Annotated in this window: 19 protein-coding genes and 2 pseudogenes; 6 read left to right on the top strand and 15 right to left on the bottom strand. The window is 69.3% G+C overall.

From position 1 onward, the window contains the following. The first annotated feature begins 65 nt into the window (after positions 1-65). On the top strand, positions 66-1,742 hold the full coding sequence (locus tag BV908_RS14010; RefSeq protein ID WP_103738477.1) for a long-chain-fatty-acid--CoA ligase: 1,677 nt from the start codon (positions 66-68) through the stop codon (positions 1,740-1,742). 83 nt (positions 1,743-1,825) lie between these two features. After that, the gene (locus BV908_RS14005; protein WP_103738476.1) at positions 1,826-2,587 is read left to right on the top strand and encodes a 5'-methylthioadenosine/adenosylhomocysteine nucleosidase; all 762 of its coding nucleotides are present in this window, start codon (positions 1,826-1,828) and stop codon (positions 2,585-2,587) included. A 206-nt stretch (positions 2,588-2,793) separates the two neighbouring features. On the opposite strand, the gene corA is transcribed toward BV908_RS14005, so the two are convergent. From corA to tsaB, 9 genes are all read right to left on the bottom strand, one after another. Next, positions 2,794-3,780 carry a magnesium/cobalt transporter CorA gene (gene corA / locus BV908_RS14000; protein WP_103738475.1) on the bottom strand — a complete coding sequence of 329 codons (987 nt, stop codon included), beginning with the start codon at positions 3,778-3,780 and terminating at the stop codon, positions 2,794-2,796. Between the two features lie 231 nt (positions 3,781-4,011). Further along, the gene (locus BV908_RS13995; RefSeq protein ID WP_246867516.1) at positions 4,012-4,311 is read right to left on the bottom strand and encodes a hypothetical protein; all 300 of its coding nucleotides are present in this window, start codon (positions 4,309-4,311) and stop codon (positions 4,012-4,014) included. 29 nt (positions 4,312-4,340) lie between these two features. Beyond that, positions 4,341-4,595, bottom strand: coding sequence for a MoaD/ThiS family protein (locus tag BV908_RS13990; protein WP_088888175.1), 255 nt, complete (start codon positions 4,593-4,595; stop codon positions 4,341-4,343). An 89-nt stretch (positions 4,596-4,684) separates the two neighbouring features. Next, complete coding sequence (locus BV908_RS13985) at positions 4,685-5,977, bottom strand: FAD-dependent oxidoreductase (protein ID WP_103738473.1); 1,293 nt, start codon at positions 5,975-5,977, stop codon at positions 4,685-4,687. A 123-nt stretch (positions 5,978-6,100) separates the two neighbouring features. Next, positions 6,101-7,948: an aldehyde ferredoxin oxidoreductase family protein gene (locus BV908_RS13980; RefSeq protein ID WP_103738472.1), complete on the bottom strand. Its 1,848-nt coding sequence runs from the start codon at positions 7,946-7,948 to the stop codon at positions 6,101-6,103. Between the two features lie 40 nt (positions 7,949-7,988). Then, positions 7,989-8,483, bottom strand: coding sequence for a 4Fe-4S dicluster domain-containing protein (locus BV908_RS13975; protein WP_047351546.1), 495 nt, complete (start codon positions 8,481-8,483; stop codon positions 7,989-7,991). A 179-nt stretch (positions 8,484-8,662) separates the two neighbouring features. After that, positions 8,663-9,433: a uracil-DNA glycosylase family protein gene (locus BV908_RS13970; RefSeq protein WP_103738471.1), complete on the bottom strand. Its 771-nt coding sequence runs from the start codon at positions 9,431-9,433 to the stop codon at positions 8,663-8,665. After that, the gene (gene rimI / locus BV908_RS13965; protein WP_011807026.1) at positions 9,430-9,906 is read right to left on the bottom strand and encodes a ribosomal protein S18-alanine N-acetyltransferase; all 477 of its coding nucleotides are present in this window, start codon (positions 9,904-9,906) and stop codon (positions 9,430-9,432) included. Before rimI ends, BV908_RS13970 begins: the two co-directional genes overlap by 4 nt. Beyond that, the gene (tsaB, locus tag BV908_RS13960) at positions 9,903-10,613 is read right to left on the bottom strand and encodes a tRNA (adenosine(37)-N6)-threonylcarbamoyltransferase complex dimerization subunit type 1 TsaB (RefSeq protein ID WP_103738470.1); all 711 of its coding nucleotides are present in this window, start codon (positions 10,611-10,613) and stop codon (positions 9,903-9,905) included. Before tsaB ends, rimI begins: the two co-directional genes overlap by 4 nt. 74 nt (positions 10,614-10,687) lie before the next feature. Here tsaB and dacB point away from each other — a divergent pair, with 74 nt between their 5' ends. The 3 genes and pseudogenes from dacB to BV908_RS22790 form a co-directional block, all read left to right on the top strand. Continuing rightward, complete coding sequence (gene dacB / locus BV908_RS13955; RefSeq protein WP_246867515.1) at positions 10,688-12,145, top strand: D-alanyl-D-alanine carboxypeptidase/D-alanyl-D-alanine-endopeptidase; 1,458 nt, start codon at positions 10,688-10,690, stop codon at positions 12,143-12,145. Positions 12,146-12,330: 185 nt separating this feature from the next. Continuing rightward, a pseudogene (locus tag BV908_RS22795) lies at positions 12,331-12,702 on the top strand (phospholipase); the annotation flags it as partial. Continuing rightward, a pseudogene (locus BV908_RS22790) lies at positions 12,692-12,796 on the top strand (OmpW family protein); the annotation flags it as partial. The pseudogenes BV908_RS22795 and BV908_RS22790, both read left to right, overlap by 11 nt. 222 nt (positions 12,797-13,018) lie before the next feature. Here BV908_RS22790 and BV908_RS13945 read toward each other — a convergent pair. From BV908_RS13945 to BV908_RS13920, 6 genes are all read right to left on the bottom strand, one after another. Then, positions 13,019-13,972, bottom strand: coding sequence for an SGNH/GDSL hydrolase family protein (locus BV908_RS13945; protein WP_047351541.1), 954 nt, complete (start codon positions 13,970-13,972; stop codon positions 13,019-13,021). A gap of 72 nt (positions 13,973-14,044) precedes the next feature. Then, on the bottom strand, positions 14,045-15,043 hold the full coding sequence (locus BV908_RS13940; protein WP_103738468.1) for an L-threonylcarbamoyladenylate synthase: 999 nt from the start codon (positions 15,041-15,043) through the stop codon (positions 14,045-14,047). Positions 15,044-15,054: 11 nt separating this feature from the next. Further along, entirely contained in the window at positions 15,055-16,230 is a 1,176-nt protein-coding gene (locus BV908_RS13935) for a 5-(carboxyamino)imidazole ribonucleotide synthase (RefSeq protein WP_103738467.1), read from the bottom strand. Next, the gene (purE, locus tag BV908_RS13930; protein ID WP_047351539.1) at positions 16,227-16,724 is read right to left on the bottom strand and encodes a 5-(carboxyamino)imidazole ribonucleotide mutase; all 498 of its coding nucleotides are present in this window, start codon (positions 16,722-16,724) and stop codon (positions 16,227-16,229) included. The genes BV908_RS13935 and purE overlap by 4 nt, the downstream gene beginning before the upstream one ends. 71 nt (positions 16,725-16,795) lie before the next feature. Then, positions 16,796-17,137 carry a ribbon-helix-helix domain-containing protein gene (locus tag BV908_RS13925; protein ID WP_103738466.1) on the bottom strand — a complete coding sequence of 114 codons (342 nt, stop codon included), beginning with the start codon at positions 17,135-17,137 and terminating at the stop codon, positions 16,796-16,798. Positions 17,138-17,271: 134 nt separating this feature from the next. Continuing rightward, a complete protein-coding gene (locus tag BV908_RS13920; protein WP_047351538.1) occupies positions 17,272-17,853 on the bottom strand; it encodes a DJ-1/PfpI family protein in 582 nt (193 codons plus the stop codon). Between the two features lie 183 nt (positions 17,854-18,036). On the opposite strand from BV908_RS13920, the gene trxA reads away from it, so the two are divergent. Beyond that, on the top strand, positions 18,037-18,945 hold the full coding sequence (gene trxA / locus BV908_RS13915; RefSeq protein WP_103738465.1) for a thioredoxin: 909 nt from the start codon (positions 18,037-18,039) through the stop codon (positions 18,943-18,945). Positions 18,946-18,951: the final 6 nt, after the last annotated feature.

The raw sequence follows: 18,951 nt of genomic DNA, 5'->3' as shown, positions 1-18,951 counted from the left end.
CCCGCGCCGGCCCCTGTCCCACCCGGCCGCGCGCGGCGCCGCCACCTTGCAAGGAGCACGCACCCATGACCGAGCGCATCTGGCTCAAGCACTACCCCGAAGGCGTTCCCGCCGACATCGACGCCTCGCAGTACCCGTCGCTGGTGGCGCTGATGGACGAGAGCTTCAAGAAGTTTGCCGATCGCACCGCCTACAGCTTCATGGGCAAGGACGTCAGCTACGCCGAGACCGACGCCCAGAGCCGCGCCATGGCCGGCTACCTGCAAAGCCTGGGCCTGGCGCGCGGCGACCGCGTGGCCATCATGATGCCCAACGTGCCGCAGTACCCGGCCACGGTGGCCGGCATCCTGCGCGCCGGCTACGTGGTGGTCAACGTCAACCCGCTGTACACCGCGCGCGAACTGGAGCATCAGCTGAAAGACAGCGGCGCCAAGGCCATCGTCATCATCGAGAACTTTGGCGCCACGCTGCAAAAGTGCATCGCCAACACGGCGGTCAAGCACGTGGTGCTGGCCAGCATGGGCGACCGCCTGGGCCTGATCAAGGGCGCCATCGTCAATTACGTGGTGCGCAAGGTCAAGAAGCTGGTGCCCGACTTCAGCCTGCCCGGCGCCGTGCGCTACAACGACGCCATCGCCAAGGGCCAGCGCGCGCCGTTCACCGCGCCGCCCATCGGCCCCGACGACGTCGCCGTGCTGCAGTACACCGGCGGCACCACCGGCGTCGCCAAGGGCGCCGTGCTGCTGCACCGCAACCTGATCGCCAACGTGCTGCAGTCCGAAGCCTGGAACGACCCGGTGATGAAGCAGATTCCGGCCGGCGAGCAATCCACCGGCGTGTGCGCGCTGCCGCTCTATCACATCTTCGCCTTCACGGTGAACATGATGCTGAGCCTGCGCAATGGCGGCAAGACCATCCTGATTCCCAACCCGCGCGACCTGCCGGCGGTGCTGAAGGAACTGTCCAAGCACAAATTCCACAGCTTTCCGGCCGTCAACACGCTGTTCAACGGCCTGGCCAACCACCCCGACTTCAACACCGTCGACTGGAGCCATCTGAAAGTCTCGGTCGGCGGCGGCATGGCGGTGCAGCGCGCCGTCGCCAAGCTGTGGCTGGAGAAGACCGGCTGCCCGATCTGCGAGGGCTACGGCCTGTCGGAGACCAGCCCCTCGGCCACCTGCAATCCGGTGACGTCGAAAGAGTTCACCGGCACCATCGGCCTGCCGATCCCCAGCACGTACATTGCCATCCTGGACGACGACGGCCGCGAAGTGCCGCTTGGCCAGCCGGGCGAGATCGCCATCAAGGGCCCGCAGGTCATGGCCGGCTACTGGCAGCGCCCCGACGAGACCGCCAAGGTCATGACGGAAGGCGGCTACTTCAAGTCGGGCGACATCGGCATCATGGACGAGCGCGGCTACACGAAGATCGTCGACCGCAAGAAGGACATGATTCTGGTCAGCGGCTTCAACGTCTACCCCAACGAGATCGAGGACGTGGTGGCGCTGATGCCCGGCGTGCTGGAATGCGCGGTGGTGGGCGTGCCCGACGAGAAGACGGGCGAGGCCGTGAAGCTGGTCATCGTCAAGAAGGACCCGGCGCTCACCGAGGCGCAGGTCAAGGACTTCTGCCGCGCCAACCTCACGGGCTACAAGCAGCCCAAGGTGATCGAGTTCCGTACCGAACTGCCCAAGACCCCCGTCGGCAAGATCCTGCGCCGCGAGCTGCGCGACAAGAAATAAGCCGAGAACCCGAGGGCCCCGCGCGGGCTCTCGCCGCTACAGCCGGGATAATCCCGGCTTTTTTACGCCCGGCCCTCGCCCTCATGACCACTGCCATCCTCAGCGCCCTGCCCGAAGAGCAGGGCGGCCTCATGCACGCCCTGCAGCAACCTGAGCAACTGCAGCATGCGGGCCGCGTCTTCTGGCGCGGCCACCTGCATGGGCAGCCCGTGGTGCTGGCACTGTCGGGCATTGGCAAGGTGGCGGCGGCCACCACGGCTGCAGCGCTGGCCGAGCGCTTCGGCGTGGCGCGCATGGTGTTCACCGGCGTGGCCGGCGGCGTGGGTGAGGGCGTGCAAGTGGGCGATGTGGTGGTCGCGCAGGACTACCTGCAGCATGACTTTGATGCCTCGCCCATCTTCCCGCGCTGGGAAGTGCCGGGCTACGGCCGTGCGCGCATGGACTGCGATGCGGCGCTGAATGCTCTGCTTTTGGAAGCTGCTCGCGCTTACCTGGCGGACGCTGGAGCCCATTTTGTTGCTGATCTTCCCAACGCTGCGCGCGCCCCGCAGGTGCACCACGGCCTGATGGCCAGCGGCGACCGCTTCGTCTCCACGGCGCAGGAATCCAGCGCGTTGCGCGCGGCGCTGCTGGCGTCGGACCACGACGTGCTGGCCGTGGAGATGGAAGGCGCCGCCGTGGCCCAGGTCTGCCGCGACTACGGCCTGCCGTTTGCGGCGGTGCGCACCATCTCCGACCGCGCGGACGACAGTGCGCATGTCGACTTCGCCCACTTCGTGCAGAACGTGGCCAGCCGCTATGCGGACCACATCGTGCAGCGCTTCGTGCAAATGCTCCCAAAATAAGAGCTGCTAGCGCTTGATGCGTAGGCGCCAGAGGCCGATTATGTTTGAAATTGGCGCGCCCTTATCCATCCGATGGCCGCGGAGCAGGCCACCCCAGCGGACGCCGTGGAACTGGCTTTGCCAGGCCACCGGCGTCGTCCCCCTTCCCGCAGCGCGCAGCGATGCGAGAGAAGGGGGAAGCGGCGCAGCCGCTCAGGGGGATGTACTTATTTCAACCAGCCCCGCTTGCGGAAGTACAGCATCGGCCCCAGCGCGCTGGCCACCATCAGCGCCAGCACGTAGGGGTAGCCGTACTGCCAGTCCAGCTCGGGCATGAACTTGAAGTTCATGCCGTAGACGCTGGCGATCAGCGTCGGCGGCAGCAGCGCCACGCTGGCCACGGAGAAGATCTTGATGATCTTGTTCTGGTTGATGTTGATGAAACCGACCGTGGCGTCCATCAGGAAGTTGATCTTGTCGAACAGGAAGGCCGTGTGGCTGTCCAGCGACTCGATGTCGCGCAGGATCTGGCGCGCGTCCTCGAACTGCTCGGAGCTGAGCATGCGGCTGCGCATCATGAAGCTCACCGCGCGGCGCGTGTCCATCACGTTGCGGCGGATGCGGCCGTTCAGGTCCTCCTGACGCGCAATGGCCGCCAGCACCTCGCTGGCGCGTGCGTCGGTCACGTTGCCCGCCAGCACCTGGGTGCTGACCTGCTCCAGGTCGTCGTAGATGCCTTCCAGCGTGTCGGCGGAGTATTCGGCGTCGGTGTCAAACAGGCTCAGCAGCACCTCTTTGGCATCGTCGATCAGGCCCGGCGCGCGCCGCGCGCGCATGCGCAGCAGGCGAAAGACCGGAATGCTCTCATCGTGGATGGAAAACAGCACGCCCTTGCTTTTGAGCTCGTCGTTGACCAGGTTCAGGATGAAGGCCACGCGCGCCGAGCGCGGCTTGTCGTACACATCCACCAGAAAGTCGCTGCGGATGTGCAGCTCGCCGTTGTCTTCCTCGTAAAAGCGCGCGGACTCTTCGATGTCCTCGTCCATCGCATCTTCGGGGATGGACAGGCCGTAGTGCTGCTTGATCCAGCGCTTTTCTTCCAGCGTGGGGGACTCCAGGTCCACCCAGATCGGCTGAAAGCGCGCCAACTCTTCCAGGGACTCGATTTCTTCCTGGACGAGCCGGCCGTTGGCGAGCGTAAAGATGTTGAGCATGGCTCACTCTCCCGGTTGTCTTGTGGCGTCTGCAAAAGGGGCGGGGGGCGCTTTCAGTCCCTTCGGCATGTCAATGGGCCGGGAGGCTGAAAGCTACCAACTAGGGTAGGTTTCCACGGAGCTGTCTCCATACGTTGTGCAAGACGGGAATTATCGCATCCGCTCCCCAATGGAAGCACCGCCGCATGACACGTTCTTGGCGCCTTTTCGGGGGAAAGGCGCCGCACCGCATCACCCCCCGCCGCGGTGCGTGTGCAGGTCCAGGTGCCGCATGAAAGCCTGGCGCTCGGCGGGCGGGACGCCGTCGAACGCGAAGTGCAGGTGCAGCGTGGGCAGGCGCAGCAGCGCGATCTGGCGCGCAGGTCCCGGCGCCCAGTGCAGCGTGAGCGCGCCCCCCGCGAGCGCGATGCGTACCTGGGCGTCGCCCTGTGCGGCCCAGTCATGGCCCACCAGCGCCCGCTGCAGCAGCCGCTGCCATTCGGCGGGCGCGCAGCTCATGTCGCGCGTGAAGTGGTCAGGCCAATCGCTCAAAAGGTGCGGGGAGGGTAGGAGGCTGCGATTCAGCCGCCGGCGATCGGCGGCCAGATGGCGAGCGCGTCGCCCTCGTGCAGCGTGGTGGTGGCGCGCGCCGCGGGGGCGATGTAGCGGCCGTTGACCAGCACCAGGTGCACCATGTCCGGCGGCAGCCGGAAAGGCGCGATGATCTGGCTGATGCTCTGCGTGGGGGCGACTTCCAGCGCCATCTGGTTGCCTGGGCGCACCTCGGGCGGCAGGTAGTCGGTGAGCGAGGCAAAGAGCTTGAAAGTGATGCGCATGTGCCTATCCGGTTTTCATGCCAAATCAGCCGTTGGCGCTTATGGGGGGAGCGCTGGCAGCTATTCTTAACATAGCAAACCCCCTGGCCTCAGCGCCGGCGCGCGTCCTGCGCGCCACTCCAGCGCCCCTGCGCCTGGGCGCAGGCCAGGTAGGCCTCCATCAGCCGCGTGGGGTCGCGGCGCAGGTGTTCCTTCCAGGGGCCCAGGCGCACCTGGCCTTCCACCAGGCCGCGCATGGCGCCCACGTGCTGCGTCATGCCCACGGAGTTGCAGCCGATGAGCCGGTCGCCCTCGAACTGCAGGCTCAGGTGTTTGCCGGCCGCCGCGTCGGTCAGCGCCACCTGTTCGCCGCCGGGCACGCCCTGCCAGTTGCCGAAGCTGGTGGAGATGAGCCCCAGCGTGTCCAGCACGTTGATCTGGGTGACCGCCGCCAGCGCCGCGGGAAGCCCCAGCATGTTGAGCGCCGCCACGCGCGCCTGCTCGGCCGCGTTGGGCTGGATGGCGCTGACCACGGTCTTGCGCGTGAAGGGGTCGAACGCCTCGGCGCAGTCGCCCGCGGCATAGATGCCGGGCACGTTGGTCTGCATGCGCTCGTCGGTCAACACGCCCTGCAGGCAGGTGACGCCACTGCCCGCCAGAAAGCCGATGGCCGGGCGCACGCCCGTGGCGCTGATGACGAGGTCGGCATCCAGCACCCTGCCGCCCGACAGGTGCACGCGCAGCGCGTCGCCGCTGCCTTCACCTTGTGCGCGGTCGATGCGCTCGACCTTGTGGCCCGTGAACACCTGCACGCCCTGGCGCTCGCACCAGTCGCGGATCATGCCGCCGGCCACCGCGCCCATCATGCGCGGGACCATGCGGTCGCCCATCTCGACCACGCTGAGCTGCACGCCGCGCTTTTGCAACGCCTCCATGATGATGCAGCCGATGAAGCCCGCGCCCATTTGCAGCACGCGCGCGCCGGGCCGGGCGCGCGCGGCGATGGCACGGGCATCGGCCAGCGTCCAGCAGGTCTGCACGCCCGGCAGGTCCAGCCCGGGGATGGGCGGGCGCACGGGGTGGGAGCCGGTGGCGATGAGCAGCCGGTCGAAAGCCAGCGTGACGCCACCCTCCAGCGCGACGGTGCGGGCCTGCACATCCACGCCCGCGGCGCGCGCGCTCAGGCGGTCGATGCGCTGCTGTGCGAAGTGGTCGGCGCGCTTGCGCAGGTAGGTGCCGCGCTCGTCGATGTCGCCCACCAGCAGGTAGGGGATGGCCATGCGCGAGTAGGGCGGCTCGGCCTCGTCGCCCACGAGGGTGATGCGGTCGCCCGGCGCATGCTTGCGCAGGGTTTCCGCGGCGATGACGCCGGCCGGGCCGGCCCCGAGGATCAGGTGGTGCATAGGGATGCTCGGTTGCTACAGTATTGATAGCTGCTAACGCAGGATAGGTAAGCGCTGCATGCCGATTTGCCTTTTATCCTTGCGCCGCGGGCGGGCCCCTGCCGTGGCCCGCGGCAGATGGCCTCACAGTCCCAGGCGCGCGCGCGTCTCGGGTGTGGGCCGGCCTTCGGGGTCCCAGCCGCGCACGGCGTAGTACTTGGGCAGCATCTCCGGCAGGTGGCTCACCGTGCCCTTGGAGCCGCCGGTCTTGGCCGCCTCGGTCAGCAGGCGCCGGGGCAGGCTGTCGTCGGCCTTGGTGAAGCCGGCGGCGTTGTTGAACTCGCGCTCCATGTTCCAGATGCGCTCGCCGATCTTCTCCAGCTCCGGCACCGTGAAGCCTTCGTCGCACGCCGCCTGCAGTTGGGGGGCGAGGTCGGGCAGGCTCCAGGCGAAGGTGGTGAAGACGCATACGCCCGCCGAGTCAAACGCCGCCGTCGCATCCTGGAAGGCCTTGACCAGTTCGGGCTTGCCCTCGGTGGCCGTGGGCTCGGTCTTGACGGGGATGCCCAGGATCTCGGACGCGATGGTGTAGCCGCGCAGGTGGCAGCCGCCGCGGTTGCTGGTGGCGTAGGCCAGGCCGATGCCCTGGATGGCGCGGCCGTCGTAGGCGGGGAACTCCTGGCCCTTGGAGGACATGGACAAATCAGGATGGCCGTACTTGGTGCACAGGCGCTTGGAGCCCTGCCCCACCTCCTTGCCAAAGCCGCGGCCGTGGATGGTTTCTTCGGCCAGAAAGGCCAGCGCCTTGGCCGAGCCGAAGGGCGCCTCGATGCCGATCTGCTCGCGGGTGAGCACGCCCATTTCGTACAGCTCCATCACCGCGCCCACGGTGGCGCCGAAGCTGATGGGGTCGATCCCCTGCTCGTTGCACAGCAGGTTCACGTACTGCAGGCATTCCAGGTCGTTCACGCCGTTGGCCGCACCCAGGGCCCAGGCGGCCTCGTATTCCAGGCCGCCGCTGGCGCCCCAGTACTGCGGCTTGTTGACCACCGTGAAGTGCGTCTCGTCGATCTTGCTGATGCGCCCGCAGGCGATGGTGCAGCCAAAGCACGCCTGGTTGGTCACCAGGTGCTTCTTGCCGTCGCTGGCGCGCGGCGTGGCCATGGCCTCGGCGGAGATGTCCTTGGCGCCTTCGAACTGCACGTCGCGGTGGTTGCGCGTGGGCAGGGCGCCCACCTCGTTGATCACGTTCATCAGCACCTGCGTGCCGTAGGTGGGCAGGCCCTGGCCGGTGACGGCGTTGTCGTGCAGGATCTTCTTGCGCGCGAAGGTCTCGGCCATGAAGGCCTTGGGATCGCGGATGTTGCCCACGCCCTTGGTGCCGCGCACGGCGATGGCCTTGAGGTTCTTGCTGCCCATGACCGCGCCCACGCCCGAGCGGCCCGCGGCGCGGTGCAGGTCATTGACCACTGCGGCGAACAGTACCTGGTTCTCGCCCGCGCGGCCGATGCCGGAGATGCGCGTGAGCGGGTCCTGCAGCGTGGTCTTGAGGTGCTCCTCGGTCTCCCACACGCTCTTGCCCCAGATGTCGGCGGCGTCGCGCAGCTCGGCCACGTCGTCGTTGATGTACAGGTACACGGGCTTGGGGGACTTGCCCTCGAAGATGACCATGTCCCAGCCGGCCATCTTCAGCTCGGCACCCCAGTAGCCGCCCGAGTTGGAGCAGGCGATGGCGCCGGTGAGCGGCCCCTTGGTGATGACGGTGTAGCGCCCGCCCGTGGAGGCCATGGTGCCCGTGAGCGGACCCGTGGCCCAGATGATCTTGTTGTCCGGCGACAGCGGGTCGACCTGGGGGTCGATCTCGCTGACCAGGTACTTGGTGCCCAGGCCGCGCGAACCCAGGTACTGGCGTGCCCAGTCCATGTTCAGCGGCTCGGGGGTAACGGTGCCCGCGCTCAGGTTGACGCGCAGAATCTTGCCAGCCCAGGACATGATGTGTGCTCCTTGATTGATAGCTGCTAGCGCTTGGTGGTCAAGCGCCAGCGGGCTGATTGGCTTGATTGCCCAGCTTGTCGGCCCACTGCTTCATGCGCTCCAGGCCGGTCCAGTTGGCGTCGATGTAGGTGATGGCCGTGGTCGGGCAGGCCTCCACGCAGGCCGGGCCCTCGGCGCGGTCGTGGCACAGGTCGCACTTTTGCACCTTGCCCGTGTCGGCCACGTAGTTGATGGTGCCGAAGGGGCAGGCGATGGTGCAGACCTTGCAGCCCACGCAGGTGGACTCGGACACGATCTTGGCGCCGCTCAGCTTGTCCACCGTGATCGCCTCCACCGGGCAGGCGTGCAGGCACCAGGCCTCGTCGCACTGGGTGCAGGTGTAGGGCACCTTCTTGCCCGTGGTGTGGAAGTCGAACACCTTGATGCGCGATTTGGCGGTGGCGTAGACGCCGTAGTTCTCGAAAGAGCAGGCCATCTCGCACTGCAGGCAGCCGGTGCACTTGTCGGCGTTGATGTGCAACACCTTTTGCATGAATGTCTCCTTGGGTACCGGCGCCCAGGGCAGGGGACGCCTTGCCTATGAAAAGATTTGCATAGGTATTGTAGGCAGCCCAGGGGAGGGGACTTGCAGAGGGGAAACCCGCGTCGGGTATGGGGTGCGCGCCGTACCCCGCCAGGCGCGTGCCGGGCGGGCCGTTCGGTCGCGGCGGGTCAGGGTGCGGTGCTGCGCCGCACCAGGGCCAGCGCCCGGCACAGGTCGGCCCAGGCGGCGGCCTTGGCATCGGGTGCGCGCAGCAGGTAGGCCGGGTCGTAGCTCACCACGGCGGGCGTGCCGTCTGGCAGGTGGTGCGCGGTGGCGCGCAGGCGCCCCAGGGGCTCGCGGCTGCCCAGCACCACGCGCGCCGCGCCCAGGCCCAGCACCAGCACCAGGGAGGGGCGCAGCGTCTGCAGCGCCTGTTGCAGGCCGGCGGCGGGCTCCAACCCCTCGGCGGTCAGGCCCGGCGCGTGCCGGTTCAGCGTGGCGACGAAGGTGCGCGGGTGCCGGTGCAGGCGCATGGCGCGCAGCATGTTGTCCAGCAGGCGGCCGCTGTCGCCCGCCAGCGGCTCGGCCGGCGTGGGGCTTTCCAGCACCACCAGCCAGCCGGCGCCCAGCTCGGGCGCAACGGCCTGGGGGTCGGCCTGCGGGTACAGCGCCACGGGCGCGCGCAGCAGCAGGCCGGTGGGCGCGGCGCCGGCCGTGCGCGGCTCGGACGCGGGTGCGGCAGGGGCAGCGGCATGCGCGGGCTGGCGCGGGGCGGCTGGCGTAGGTTGCGCGTGCAGCACTGGCGTGGGCGCGGCGGCGGATGCGATGGCCGCTTCCGCTTCCGCTTGCGCAGGCGCGGCCACTGGGGGCGGCAGCGGGCGTGCCGGCGGCGGCGCCCAGACGGTGACGCCCATCTCTTGCAGCATGGCGCGTTGGCGCGCGTCCAGGGACAGGCTCATAGCAGCAGGCTCATCACCACGGCGTCCTCGCGCTCGCCGTCCGCGGCGGGGTAGTAGCGCTTGCGCTCGCCCACACGGCGGTAGCCGTGGACTTCATAGATGCGCCGCGCGCGCTCGTTGCTCGCGCGCACCTCCAGCCACAGCCATTGCGCGCCCTGGCCGCGCGCCCACACGGCCAGCGCGTCCAGCATCACATGGGCCCAGCCCTGGCGCTGGAAGGCGGGCGCCACGGTGATGTTGAGCAGGTGCACCTCGTCCACGCCGCGCATGGCGACGAAGTAGCCCAGGATCTGTCCATCGGCCACGAGCAACTGGGCCTGGTAGCCGGCGGCCATGGCGTCGATGAAGTTGCCGCGTGTCCAGGGATGGCTATAGGCGCTGTTCTCGATGGCCAGGAGCGCATCCAGCCGCGCGGGCGTCAGCGGCTCGAAGGCGGCCTCGAAGGCGTGGGGGGGCTGGACGATGGCGCTCATGTCTGGGGGGCCGGCGCGGCCTGGCGGGCGGCTTCTCGCTCGGCGGTGGTTTGCGCCACTTTATCGCGGATGTAGCGCGGCAGCGCTGCGTCGGCCGCCACGCCCGCGCCCGCCGCCAGCAGCGCCGGTGCCAGCCGCAGCAGGGCCGCCGCCGTAGGCAGGGCGTGCATGTGCGGGGCCTGCGGCGCGAGGCGCTCGCCGTAGGCGGCGCGGGCATTGCCGGCGACCGTCCAGCCATCCGGCACGGCCAGGGCCTCGGGCGCCAGCAGCTGGAAGTCCTGCGGCACCTGCCAGCGGCCGTCGGCCTGCCACTCAAAGGGTGCCGCGTAGACCTCGTTCATGCGGGCGTCCAGCGTCGCCACCACCCGCGTGCAGCCGTGCTGCGCGCGGGCATCTTCGGCCACGGCGAGCAGCGTGTCCACCGGCAGCACGGGCACGCCCTGCCCGCCGCGCGCGCCAAAGGCCAGGCCCTGGGCCACCGCGCACGCGGTGCGCAGCCCCGTGAACGAGCCCGGGCCGCGCCCGAACACCACGGCATCCAGCTGATCGAACGACAGTCCGGCCTGCGCCAGCAAGTCGCGGATGGCCGGGATCAGCGTGGCCGAGGCCTGGGCGCCGCCGGCGCCGCTGTGCTGCCACACGCGCGCGCCGTGTTGCACGGCGATGGACAGCGCGTCGGTACTGGTGTCGAAGGCAAGCAGGTTCATGGAGGGCGTGATTATCGGCTGCGCGCCAAGCCATGGCGGGGCGGGCGGCCATGGCGCCCCCTAAACTCGCCGCCATGTCGTTTTCTTTCCTTGGGCAGGCCCGCCGCCTGCGCTGTGCGGCCGGGTGGGCGCTGGCCCTGGCCTTCCTGACGCCCTGGGCGGGCGCCCAGCCTGTGCCCGCCGATGCATCGACCTTGCCCCCTTCGGTCGAGGCCGCGCTGCAGCGCGCCAAGGTGCCCCGCGAAGCACTCTCCGCCTTGGTGGTGGAGGTCGAGGGGCGCCAGCCGCGCCTGGCCCACCGCGCCGATGCGCCCGCCAACCCGGCCTCGGTCATGAAGCTGGTCACGACGTATGCGGCGCTGGACCTGCTGGGGCCGGCATTCACCTGGGAGACGCCCGTGTACCTGGACGCCGCGCCCCAGGGCGGCAGCCTGCGCGGCAACGTGTACATCAAGGGGCAGGGCGACCCCAAGCTGGTGGTGGAGCGCCTGTGGTTGCTCATGCGCCGCCTGCGTGCGACGGGGGTCGAGGTGATCCTGGGCGACATCGTGTTGGACCGCAGCGCCTTCGCGCTGCCGGCGCACGATCCGGCGCTGTTCGACGGCGAGCCCTGGCGCCCCTACAACGCGGCGCCCGACGCGCTGCTGCTCAACTACAAGGCGGTGTCCATCGGCTTCGTGCCGGATCTGGCGGCCGGCGTGGCGCGGCTGCGCTATGAGCCGCCGCTGGCCCAGGTGGAACTGCCCGCCACCGTGCCGCTGGCGGCGCAGGGCGCGTCCTGCGGCGATTGGCGTGCAGGGCTGCGGGCGGATTTCGCGGACCCTGCGCGCATCGCCTTCCAGGGCGTGTACCCGGCGGCCTGCGGCGAACGCGAGTGGTCCATCGCACCGGCCGACCCGGGCGGCTATGCGGCGCGCGCGGTGGAAGGCATGTGGCGCGAACTGGGCGGCAAGCTCACCGGCCGCGTGCGCGACGGCAAGGTGCCCGCGGGGCTGGCGCCGGCATTCGGCAGTACCTCGCCGCCGTTGTCGGAGGTGGTGCGCGACATCAACAAGTACAGCAACAACGTCATGACGCAGCAGGTGTTTTTGACGCTGGGGCTGCAAAAAGCCGGCGCAGGCAGCTTCGACCAGGCGCGCAGCGTGCTCGCACAGTGGTGGCGCCAGCGCCTGGGCGCCGCCGAGATGCCGGTGGTGGACAACGGCGCCGGCTTGAGCCGTGAGGCGCGCGTGAACGCGCGGGCGCTTGCGCGCATGCTGCAGCACGCCTGGGCGTCGCCGGTGATGCCGGAATTCATGGCATCGCTGCCCATTGCCGGGGTGGACGGGACGCTGCGCCGCCGCCAGGGCCAGGCTGCGGGCTTCGCGCACCTCAAGACGGGTGCGCTGCGCGACGTGGTGGCGCTGGCCGGCTATGTGCATGCCGCGGGCGGCCGGCGCTATGTGCTGGTGGGCTTCGTCAACCACCCGAATGCCTCCGCGGCACGCCCGGCCCTGGACGCGCTGGTGGACTGGGCCGCGAGCGACCGCTGAGGCGGCGCAGCCGCCGTCCGCCATCGAACGCCCGGGCCGGCCCACCGGCAGACGTGTCGTGCCGCCCGCGCGGCGCGACGGGATGCCTCCGATGTTGGTATTTACCCGCAGACGGCCTCTCGCGCTTCATCGGTAATACTCCTGAAAAAAACGAACGTTCGTTCTATTCATAACAGGAGTTCCTGATGAAACCACGCATGCAGTGGGTCGCCGTTGCCGTTTCCGCCGCCGTTCTGGCGGCCTGCGGGGGCGGCGGCGCCGACACACGCCCGCCACGGCGGTCACCGCAGTCAAGGTGATGGGTGACAGCCTGGCGGACAGCGGCACCTTCGGGCTGAAGTTCACGGTCCAGGGCACGGCCCCCACGGGCGCGGGCTCCACGGCCATCTGGCCCGAGCGCGTGGCCGCCAGTTATGGCCGCACGCTGTGCCCGCACTATGTGTCCGCGGGGGGGCAGCTTCAGCGCCAAGACCGATTGCACCAACTACGCGGTAGGCGGCGGGCGCATCAACAACTTCACGGCGCCTACCTCGCCCGTGTCCATCCTACAAGAGCTTCCTCAAGACCACGGCCCACTTGTCCAGCGGCCAGAGCATCGGCATGCGGCTGAACCCCAACGTGGTGGCGGTGGGGGTGGGCTACCGGTTCTGAGAGCGCCCCAGGCGCCGAGGGAGGGGGCGCGCCGCGGGGTGCGCGAAGTGCCCCAGGTTTTCGTCTCCGAGGCTTGAGAAAGGCCGGCTCCTTGCGGAGCTGGCCTCTTTTTTTGGGGGCTCTGACGATCAGGGGAGCGAACGGGGGCGGATGCGCCCCCGTGGCTGGCCGGCGCAGCACCGGTGTGGCCGCCGGCGGGTGCCCCGCGGGCGGCGTGCTTGCTTACCAGCGGTTGCGCAGGCGGTCGTAGGCGTAGTTGCCGAATTCGCGGTGCGCGGCCGGAGTGATGTACACCTTGTCGGCGAACAGGAAGCGGTCCGGGTTGGCGTTGGGCAGCAGCGTGGCGGTGGTGCACAGCGCGGAGTTCACCTCGCCCGCGCCGATGCCGATGCCCGGGCCTGCGTCCACCGACGTGCACACGGGTGTGCTGCTGTCGGTGAAGCCGTACCCGCCGGGCGATCCCTCGAACAGGTTCACGTAGTAGGCCACGTCCACGTAGAGCACGGTCTTGCCCATGTCCACGATGTTGACCAGCAGGTCGTCATTGAAGCGGCGGCTGGCGCTGCTGATGAGGCTTTCCTTCTTGATGGCCTTGGCCCAGGGTGTGCGGCTCAGGTCGTAGGTGCCGGTCATCAGGATGTGCTTGGCGCCCGCGTCCGACAGGCGGCGCACTTGCGCGGCCAGCTCTTGGCCCGCCTTGCCAGCGGCGGCCACGTACTGCTCTTCGGTGAGCGTTCCGGCCTGCACCGCGGCCATGCCGGCGATGATGTCGCTCACGCCGGCGCTCAGCATCACCAGATCGGTGTCGGCAAACTTGTTGGCAGCCAGGAACTGGTCGATCTGCTGCGTGACCGTGGGGGTGGCGGCGTTGCCGGCGGCGTCGGGGGTGGCCGTCACGCGGGCATTGCCCTGCGCGTAGCTCAAGCCGCCTGCCGACACGGGCTTCAAGGTGCCGCCGTAGTTGGAGGAGATGCGCAGCATCCAGTTGTTGATGCTGCCGTCGTTGATCGTGTAGCTGGAGCCCTTCTGGCCCACGTCGGCCAGGCCGTCGCCGAAGGCGATGAAGCGCTGGGGCGAGATTGCCGATTCAGTGCTGCTGGAACCGCAGGCCGCGAGCAGCGCGGCCGATGCACAGGCGGCGGCCACGAAAGTGCGGCGCATCCAATTTGCTGCCATGTATTTCTCCGATTGAAGTGGGCGAGAGTGTAACGAGGGTGCGGACAAGGCTTGTAGCTTGATGTAGGCGCGTCAGCCCGCGGCCGCGGCGCGCTGCAGGCGGTCGCGCACGCCTTCCCATGCGGGCGCATCGGGCGGCGTTTCGATCCAGATCAGCTTCACCCCGGCCTCGTCGAAGCCGCGCAGCGCGGCGAACAGCTGCTGCGCGGTGGCGGCGGCGTCATCGGGCATGCGCCGCACAAGGATCTTCGACGACGCCGCGCGCAGCGGCGCGCGTGCATACACGGCGATGTGGGCCGCGTCCGCCCCCAGCACATCCAGTCCGGCCTGCAGCTGTTTGGCGTCCATCAGGCGCACGCGCGCCGTTGGGGCGTAATGGGCTAAAAGTGTGCCTGAAGCCCGTGGGGTCAGTGCTGGCAGCTCTTCTTTCGATAGCGGCCGTTGGCCGCAGGCGCGCTGCACGTCCTCGCGCGAGATGGCGCCGGGGCGCAGCAGCACGGGCACGCCGCGCGTGCAGTCGATGATGGTGGACTCGATGCCGACGGTGCAGGCGCCGCCGTCCAGCACCAGCAGGTCGTCGCCGAATTCCTCGGCCACATGCTGCGCGGTGGTCGGGCTCACGCGGCCGAAATGGTTGGCGCTGGGCGCGGCCACGCCCCACACGGGGGGCTCCAGCCGCTGGCAGGCTTGCAGCACCGCATGGGCCACGGGGTGCGCGGGGCAGCGCAGGCCCACGCTGTCCTGCCCGCCCGTGGAGGCCACGGCGGCGTGGGGCAGGCGCGGCAGGATGAGCGTGAGCGGGCCGGGCCAGAAGGCGTCGATGAGTTGCTGCGCGAACAGCGGCACTTCCTTGGCGTAGCGGGTGATGGCCGCGGCGTCGGCCACGTGCACGATCAGCGGGTGGTTGGCGGGGCGCCCCTTGGCGGCAAAGATCTGCGCCACGGCCGCGTCGTTGTCGGCGTCGGCCGCCAGGCCGTATACCGTCTCGGTGGGCAGGCCCAGCAGTTCGCCGCGCGCCAGGGCCTGCGCGGCGGCCTGCACCGAGGCGTCCAGGCGTCCATCCAGAATCATGCGGGCCTCGTTCAGAACGGCGCGATGCCGAGGAGGGCCGCCGCCTGCAGCGCCGTGGCGCGCACCGCCTCGGGCGTGGTGCCGGTGATGTTCAAGTGGCCCATCTTGCGGCCGCGCTTGGCCTCCACCTTGCCGTACAGGTGCAGGTGGCAGCCCGGCAGGGCCAGCACCGCATCCCACGCGGGGGCAGTCGGCGCCACGGGCTGGTCCCCCGTGAACCACAGGTCGCCCAGCAGATTGAGCATGATGGCGGGGCTGTGCAGGCGCGGCTGGACCAGCGGCAGGCCGGTCATGCAGCGCACCTGCAGCTCGAACTGCGAGACGTCGCACGCGTTCTGGCTGTAGTGGCCGCTGTTGTGCGGGCGCGGGGCGATCTCGTTGACCACCAACGTGCCGTCCTGCAGCACGAAGAACTCCACGCACAGCACGCCCACGTAGTTCAGACCGTCTGCTACTGATTTCGCAGCTATCAGCGCTTGACTGGTCTGCGCTGGAGGCAGATTTCCTTCGTAGACCTCGGTCACGGCCAGGATGCCGTCCCGGTGCAGGTTGCGCTGCACGGGCAGGTGCACCACGGTGCCGTCACGCCCGCGCGCGACGATGACGGAGCACTCGTGCGCCAGCGGCAGCATCTTTTCCAGCACGCAGGGGACGCGGCCCAGTTGCTCCCAGGCGCCGGCCAACTCGGCGGGCGTGGCCACGCGCACCTGGCCCTTGCCGTCGTAGCCCATGCGGGCGGTTTTCAGAATGCCCGGCAGCAGATCAGCGGGAACGGCGGCGAGCTGCGCGGCGGTTTCGATCACTGCATGCGGCGCCACGGGCACGCCGCACTGCACGAAGTGCGCCTTTTCGCGCGCGCGGTCCTGGGCGATGGCCACGGCGCTGCCGGCGGGCGACACCGGCAGGCTGCGCGCCAGGGTGTCCAGCGCGGCGGCGGGCACGTTTTCAAACTCGGTGGTCACGGCGTCGCAGGCGCGGGCCAGCGTGGCCAGGCCCTGCGGGTCTTCGTAGCCGGTGCGGATGTGGTGGTGGCTCACCAGGCCGGCGGGGCTGGCCGCGTCCTCGTCCAGCACCGCGGTGAAGTAGCCCATGGCCTGGGCGGCGTGCACGAACATGCGCCCCAGTTGCCCGCCGCCCAGCACGCCCAGCGTGGCGCCGGGCAGGATCACGGTCTGGCGCTCGTTCATGCGGACACCGGCGGCAGCGTCATGGCGCGCGCGGCGGCGGTCTGCTCGGCGCGGAAGGCGTCCAGCTGCTCGCGCAGCGCCGGGTTCTCGTTGGCCAGCAGCGCCACGGCGAACAGCGCCGCGTTGGCCGCGCCGGCCGCGCCGATGGCGAACGTGGCCACGGGCACGCCCTTGGGCATCTGCACGATGGAGTGCAGCGAGTCCACTCCCTGCAGGTGGCGGCTGGCGACCGGCACGCCCAGCACCGGCACGGTGGTCTTGGCGGCGATCATGCCGGGCAGGTGCGCGGCGCCGCCCGCGCCCGCGATGATGGCCTTCAGGCCCCGGCCGGCCGCGGCCTCGGCGTAGCGGAACATGTCGTCGGGCATGCGGTGGGCGGAGACCACCTGCGCCTCGTGCGCGATGCCGAATTGCTGGAGGATGGCAACTGCGTGCTGCATGGTCTCCCAGTCGCTGCTGGAGCCCATGACCACGCCGATCTGGATGGGGTTCATGTGGGGGTGCGCGCGGTGCGCTCGCCGGGGGTGAAGCCCGCGATTTTACTTTTTGTGCGCGCGCCCGGGGGTCAATGCGCCAGCAGGGCGGCGCTGGCGCCCAGCGTGATCGAGCGGACGGGCACGCGCGCGTCGCGCGGAATCTCGCCGGACAGCTGCAGCGCCAGGTAGCGCGTGCAGCACACGCGCAGGAACGAGGTGAAGTTGTCCACCGCGCCGTGCTCGGCCACCAGCTCGTCGTAGAGCTTGGTGCACAGCTGGGCCAGGCTGTAGCCGTCGCGCGCGGCGATCTCCTGCAGCACCTGCCAGAACAGGTTCTCCAGCCGGATGCTCGTGGCCACCCCGTGCAGCCGCACGGAGCGGGCGCGGTAGGCGTAGAGCTGCGGATCGGCGCTGATGAAGACCTGGCACACGGCGGAACTCCTTCGGGCGTGGGGACGGCGGGCCATGGTGCGGCCCGCCGCCGGCGCCGTCAAGTCAGGAGGTAGGTGCTTTCAAAGTGATAGCTGCTTGCGCTTGATGGGTGAGCGCTGCGGCCCTTTTGCCTTCAGAGCGTGATGCGCGTGCCCAGCAGCGCCAGGAACTGCGCGATCCACGCGGGGTGCGCGGGCCACGCGGGCGCGCTGACCAGGTTGCCCTCGGTGTGCGCCTGGTCCACGGGAATGTCGGCGTAACGGCCGCCGGCCAGTTCCACTTCGGCGCGGCAGGCGGGGTAGGCCGAGCAGGTGCGGCCCTTGAGCACGCCAGCCCCGGCCAGCAGTTGCGCGCCGTGGCACACGGCGGCCACGGGCTTGCCCGCCTCGAAGAAATGGCGCACGGCGGCGCACACGGCGGCGTCGTTGCGCAGGTACTCGGGGCCGCGCCCGCCGGGGATCACCAGCGCGTCGTAGCTTTGCGCCTGGACGTCTGCGAACGTGGCGTTCAGGGTGAAGTTGTGGCCGGGCTTCTCGCTGTAGGTCTGTGCGCCCTCGAAGTCGTGGATGGCCGTCTTGATGTGGTCGCCCGCTTTCTTGCCCGGGCAGACCGCATGCACCGTGTGGCCCACGGCCTGCAGCGCCTGGAACGGCACCATGGTCTCGTAGTCCTCGCAGTAGTCGCCGCAGATCATCAGAATCTTCTTGCCTGCCATGGGGGTCTCCTTTGCTGTGGGTGGCTGGGGTACAGACCATTGTGGGCAGCCTGCAGGCGCGGCAGGTATTAACCCGCTACTACAAGGGGCCCTGCGGGCTTGTACCTGTGGCGCGCGAAATTGCCGCAGAATCCCCGTCACCATTGACCGGCGCCGTGCGCCGCACTACCGGGACCGCTACACATGATCGACGTCACCCTAGAGAATTTTGAAACCGAGGTGGTTGCCGCCTCGATGCAAGTGCCCGTGCTGGTGGACTTCTGGGCACCCTGGTGCGGCCCCTGCAAGACGCTGGGACCGGTGCTGGAGAAGCTGGAGGTGGAATACGCCGGCCGCTTCACCCTGGCCAAGATCGACTCCGACCAGGAGCAGCAACTGGCTGCCATGTTCGGCATCCGCAGCATTCCCACCTGCGTGCTGATGATGAATGGCCAGCCCGTGGATGGCTTCATGGGCGCCCAACCCGAGAGCCAACTGCGCGCCTTCCTGGACAAGCATGTGCCCAGCGCCGAGGAGCTGCAGGCCGAGGAGCAGGAAGAGGAAGCCCTGGATGCGCTCGCCGAGGGCGATACCGAGGGTGCACTGGAAAAGCTGCAGCACGCCGTCGCCACCGACCCGGCCAACGACGACGCGCGCTTTGACTACGTCAAGCTGCTGCTGCAGCTGGGCCGCGAAGACGACGCCAAGGTGGCCTTCGCGCCGGTCATCGCCAAGGCCGAGGTCTCGCGCCGCCTGGGGGCGCTCAAGGCGTGGATGGATGCTCTTGATTTCGTAGCTTCTAGCGCTTATGGGGCGGGCGCTGGAGCCGAATTTGATGCAAAGATTGCGGCCAACAAGCGCGACTTCGAGACGCGCTTTGCACGCGCACGCTGGCTCATGGCCCAGCAGCGCTGGCAGGAGGCCATGGACGAGCTGCTGGAAATTCTCATGCGCGACAAGGCCTGGAACGACGATGCCGCGCGCAAGGCCTACGTGGCCGTGCTGGAGATCATCGAGCCCCCGAAGGTCAAGGTGGCCGACGGGCAGATCCCGCCCGAGGACCCGGTGGTGGCCAGCTACCGGCGGCGCTTGTCCAGCGTGGTGCTGAGCTGACCCACG

This window comes from Diaphorobacter sp. LR2014-1 (assembly GCF_002916785.1).
In the GTDB taxonomy this organism is placed as follows: Bacteria; Pseudomonadota; Gammaproteobacteria; order Burkholderiales; family Burkholderiaceae_C; genus Diaphorobacter; species Diaphorobacter nitroreducens.
This window is presented reverse-complemented; position numbering and strand designations above follow the sequence as displayed.

Bases quoted from the DNA above. Each gene is read 5' to 3' on its own strand.
- BV908_RS14010 (WP_103738477.1), top strand. From the start codon at position 66: ATGACCGAGCGCATCTGGCTCAAGCACTACCCCGAAGGCGTTCCCGCC.
- BV908_RS14005 (WP_103738476.1), top strand. From the start codon at position 1,826: ATGACCACTGCCATCCTCAGCGCCCTGCCCGAAGAGCAGGGCGGCCTC.
- corA (WP_103738475.1), bottom strand. From the start codon at position 3,780: ATGCTCAACATCTTTACGCTCGCCAACGGCCGGCTCGTCCAGGAAGAA.
- BV908_RS13990 (WP_088888175.1), bottom strand. From the start codon at position 4,595: ATGCGCATCACTTTCAAGCTCTTTGCCTCGCTCACCGACTACCTGCCG.
- BV908_RS13985 (WP_103738473.1), bottom strand. From the start codon at position 5,977: ATGCACCACCTGATCCTCGGGGCCGGCCCGGCCGGCGTCATCGCCGCG.
- BV908_RS13980 (WP_103738472.1), bottom strand. From the start codon at position 7,948: ATGTCCTGGGCTGGCAAGATTCTGCGCGTCAACCTGAGCGCGGGCACC.
- BV908_RS13975 (WP_047351546.1), bottom strand. From the start codon at position 8,483: ATGCAAAAGGTGTTGCACATCAACGCCGACAAGTGCACCGGCTGCCTG.
- BV908_RS13970 (WP_103738471.1), bottom strand. From the start codon at position 9,433: ATGAGCCTGTCCCTGGACGCGCGCCAACGCGCCATGCTGCAAGAGATG.
- rimI (WP_011807026.1), bottom strand. From the start codon at position 9,906: ATGAGCGCCATCGTCCAGCCCCCCCACGCCTTCGAGGCCGCCTTCGAG.
- tsaB (WP_103738470.1), bottom strand. From the start codon at position 10,613: ATGAACCTGCTTGCCTTCGACACCAGTACCGACGCGCTGTCCATCGCC.
- dacB (WP_246867515.1), top strand. From the start codon at position 10,688: ATGTCGTTTTCTTTCCTTGGGCAGGCCCGCCGCCTGCGCTGTGCGGCC.
- BV908_RS13945 (WP_047351541.1), bottom strand. From the start codon at position 13,972: ATGGCAGCAAATTGGATGCGCCGCACTTTCGTGGCCGCCGCCTGTGCA.
- BV908_RS13940 (WP_103738468.1), bottom strand. From the start codon at position 15,043: ATGATTCTGGATGGACGCCTGGACGCCTCGGTGCAGGCCGCCGCGCAG.
- BV908_RS13935 (WP_103738467.1), bottom strand. From the start codon at position 16,230: ATGAACGAGCGCCAGACCGTGATCCTGCCCGGCGCCACGCTGGGCGTG.
- purE (WP_047351539.1), bottom strand. From the start codon at position 16,724: ATGAACCCCATCCAGATCGGCGTGGTCATGGGCTCCAGCAGCGACTGG.
- BV908_RS13920 (WP_047351538.1), bottom strand. From the start codon at position 17,853: ATGGCAGGCAAGAAGATTCTGATGATCTGCGGCGACTACTGCGAGGAC.
- trxA (WP_103738465.1), top strand. From the start codon at position 18,037: ATGATCGACGTCACCCTAGAGAATTTTGAAACCGAGGTGGTTGCCGCC.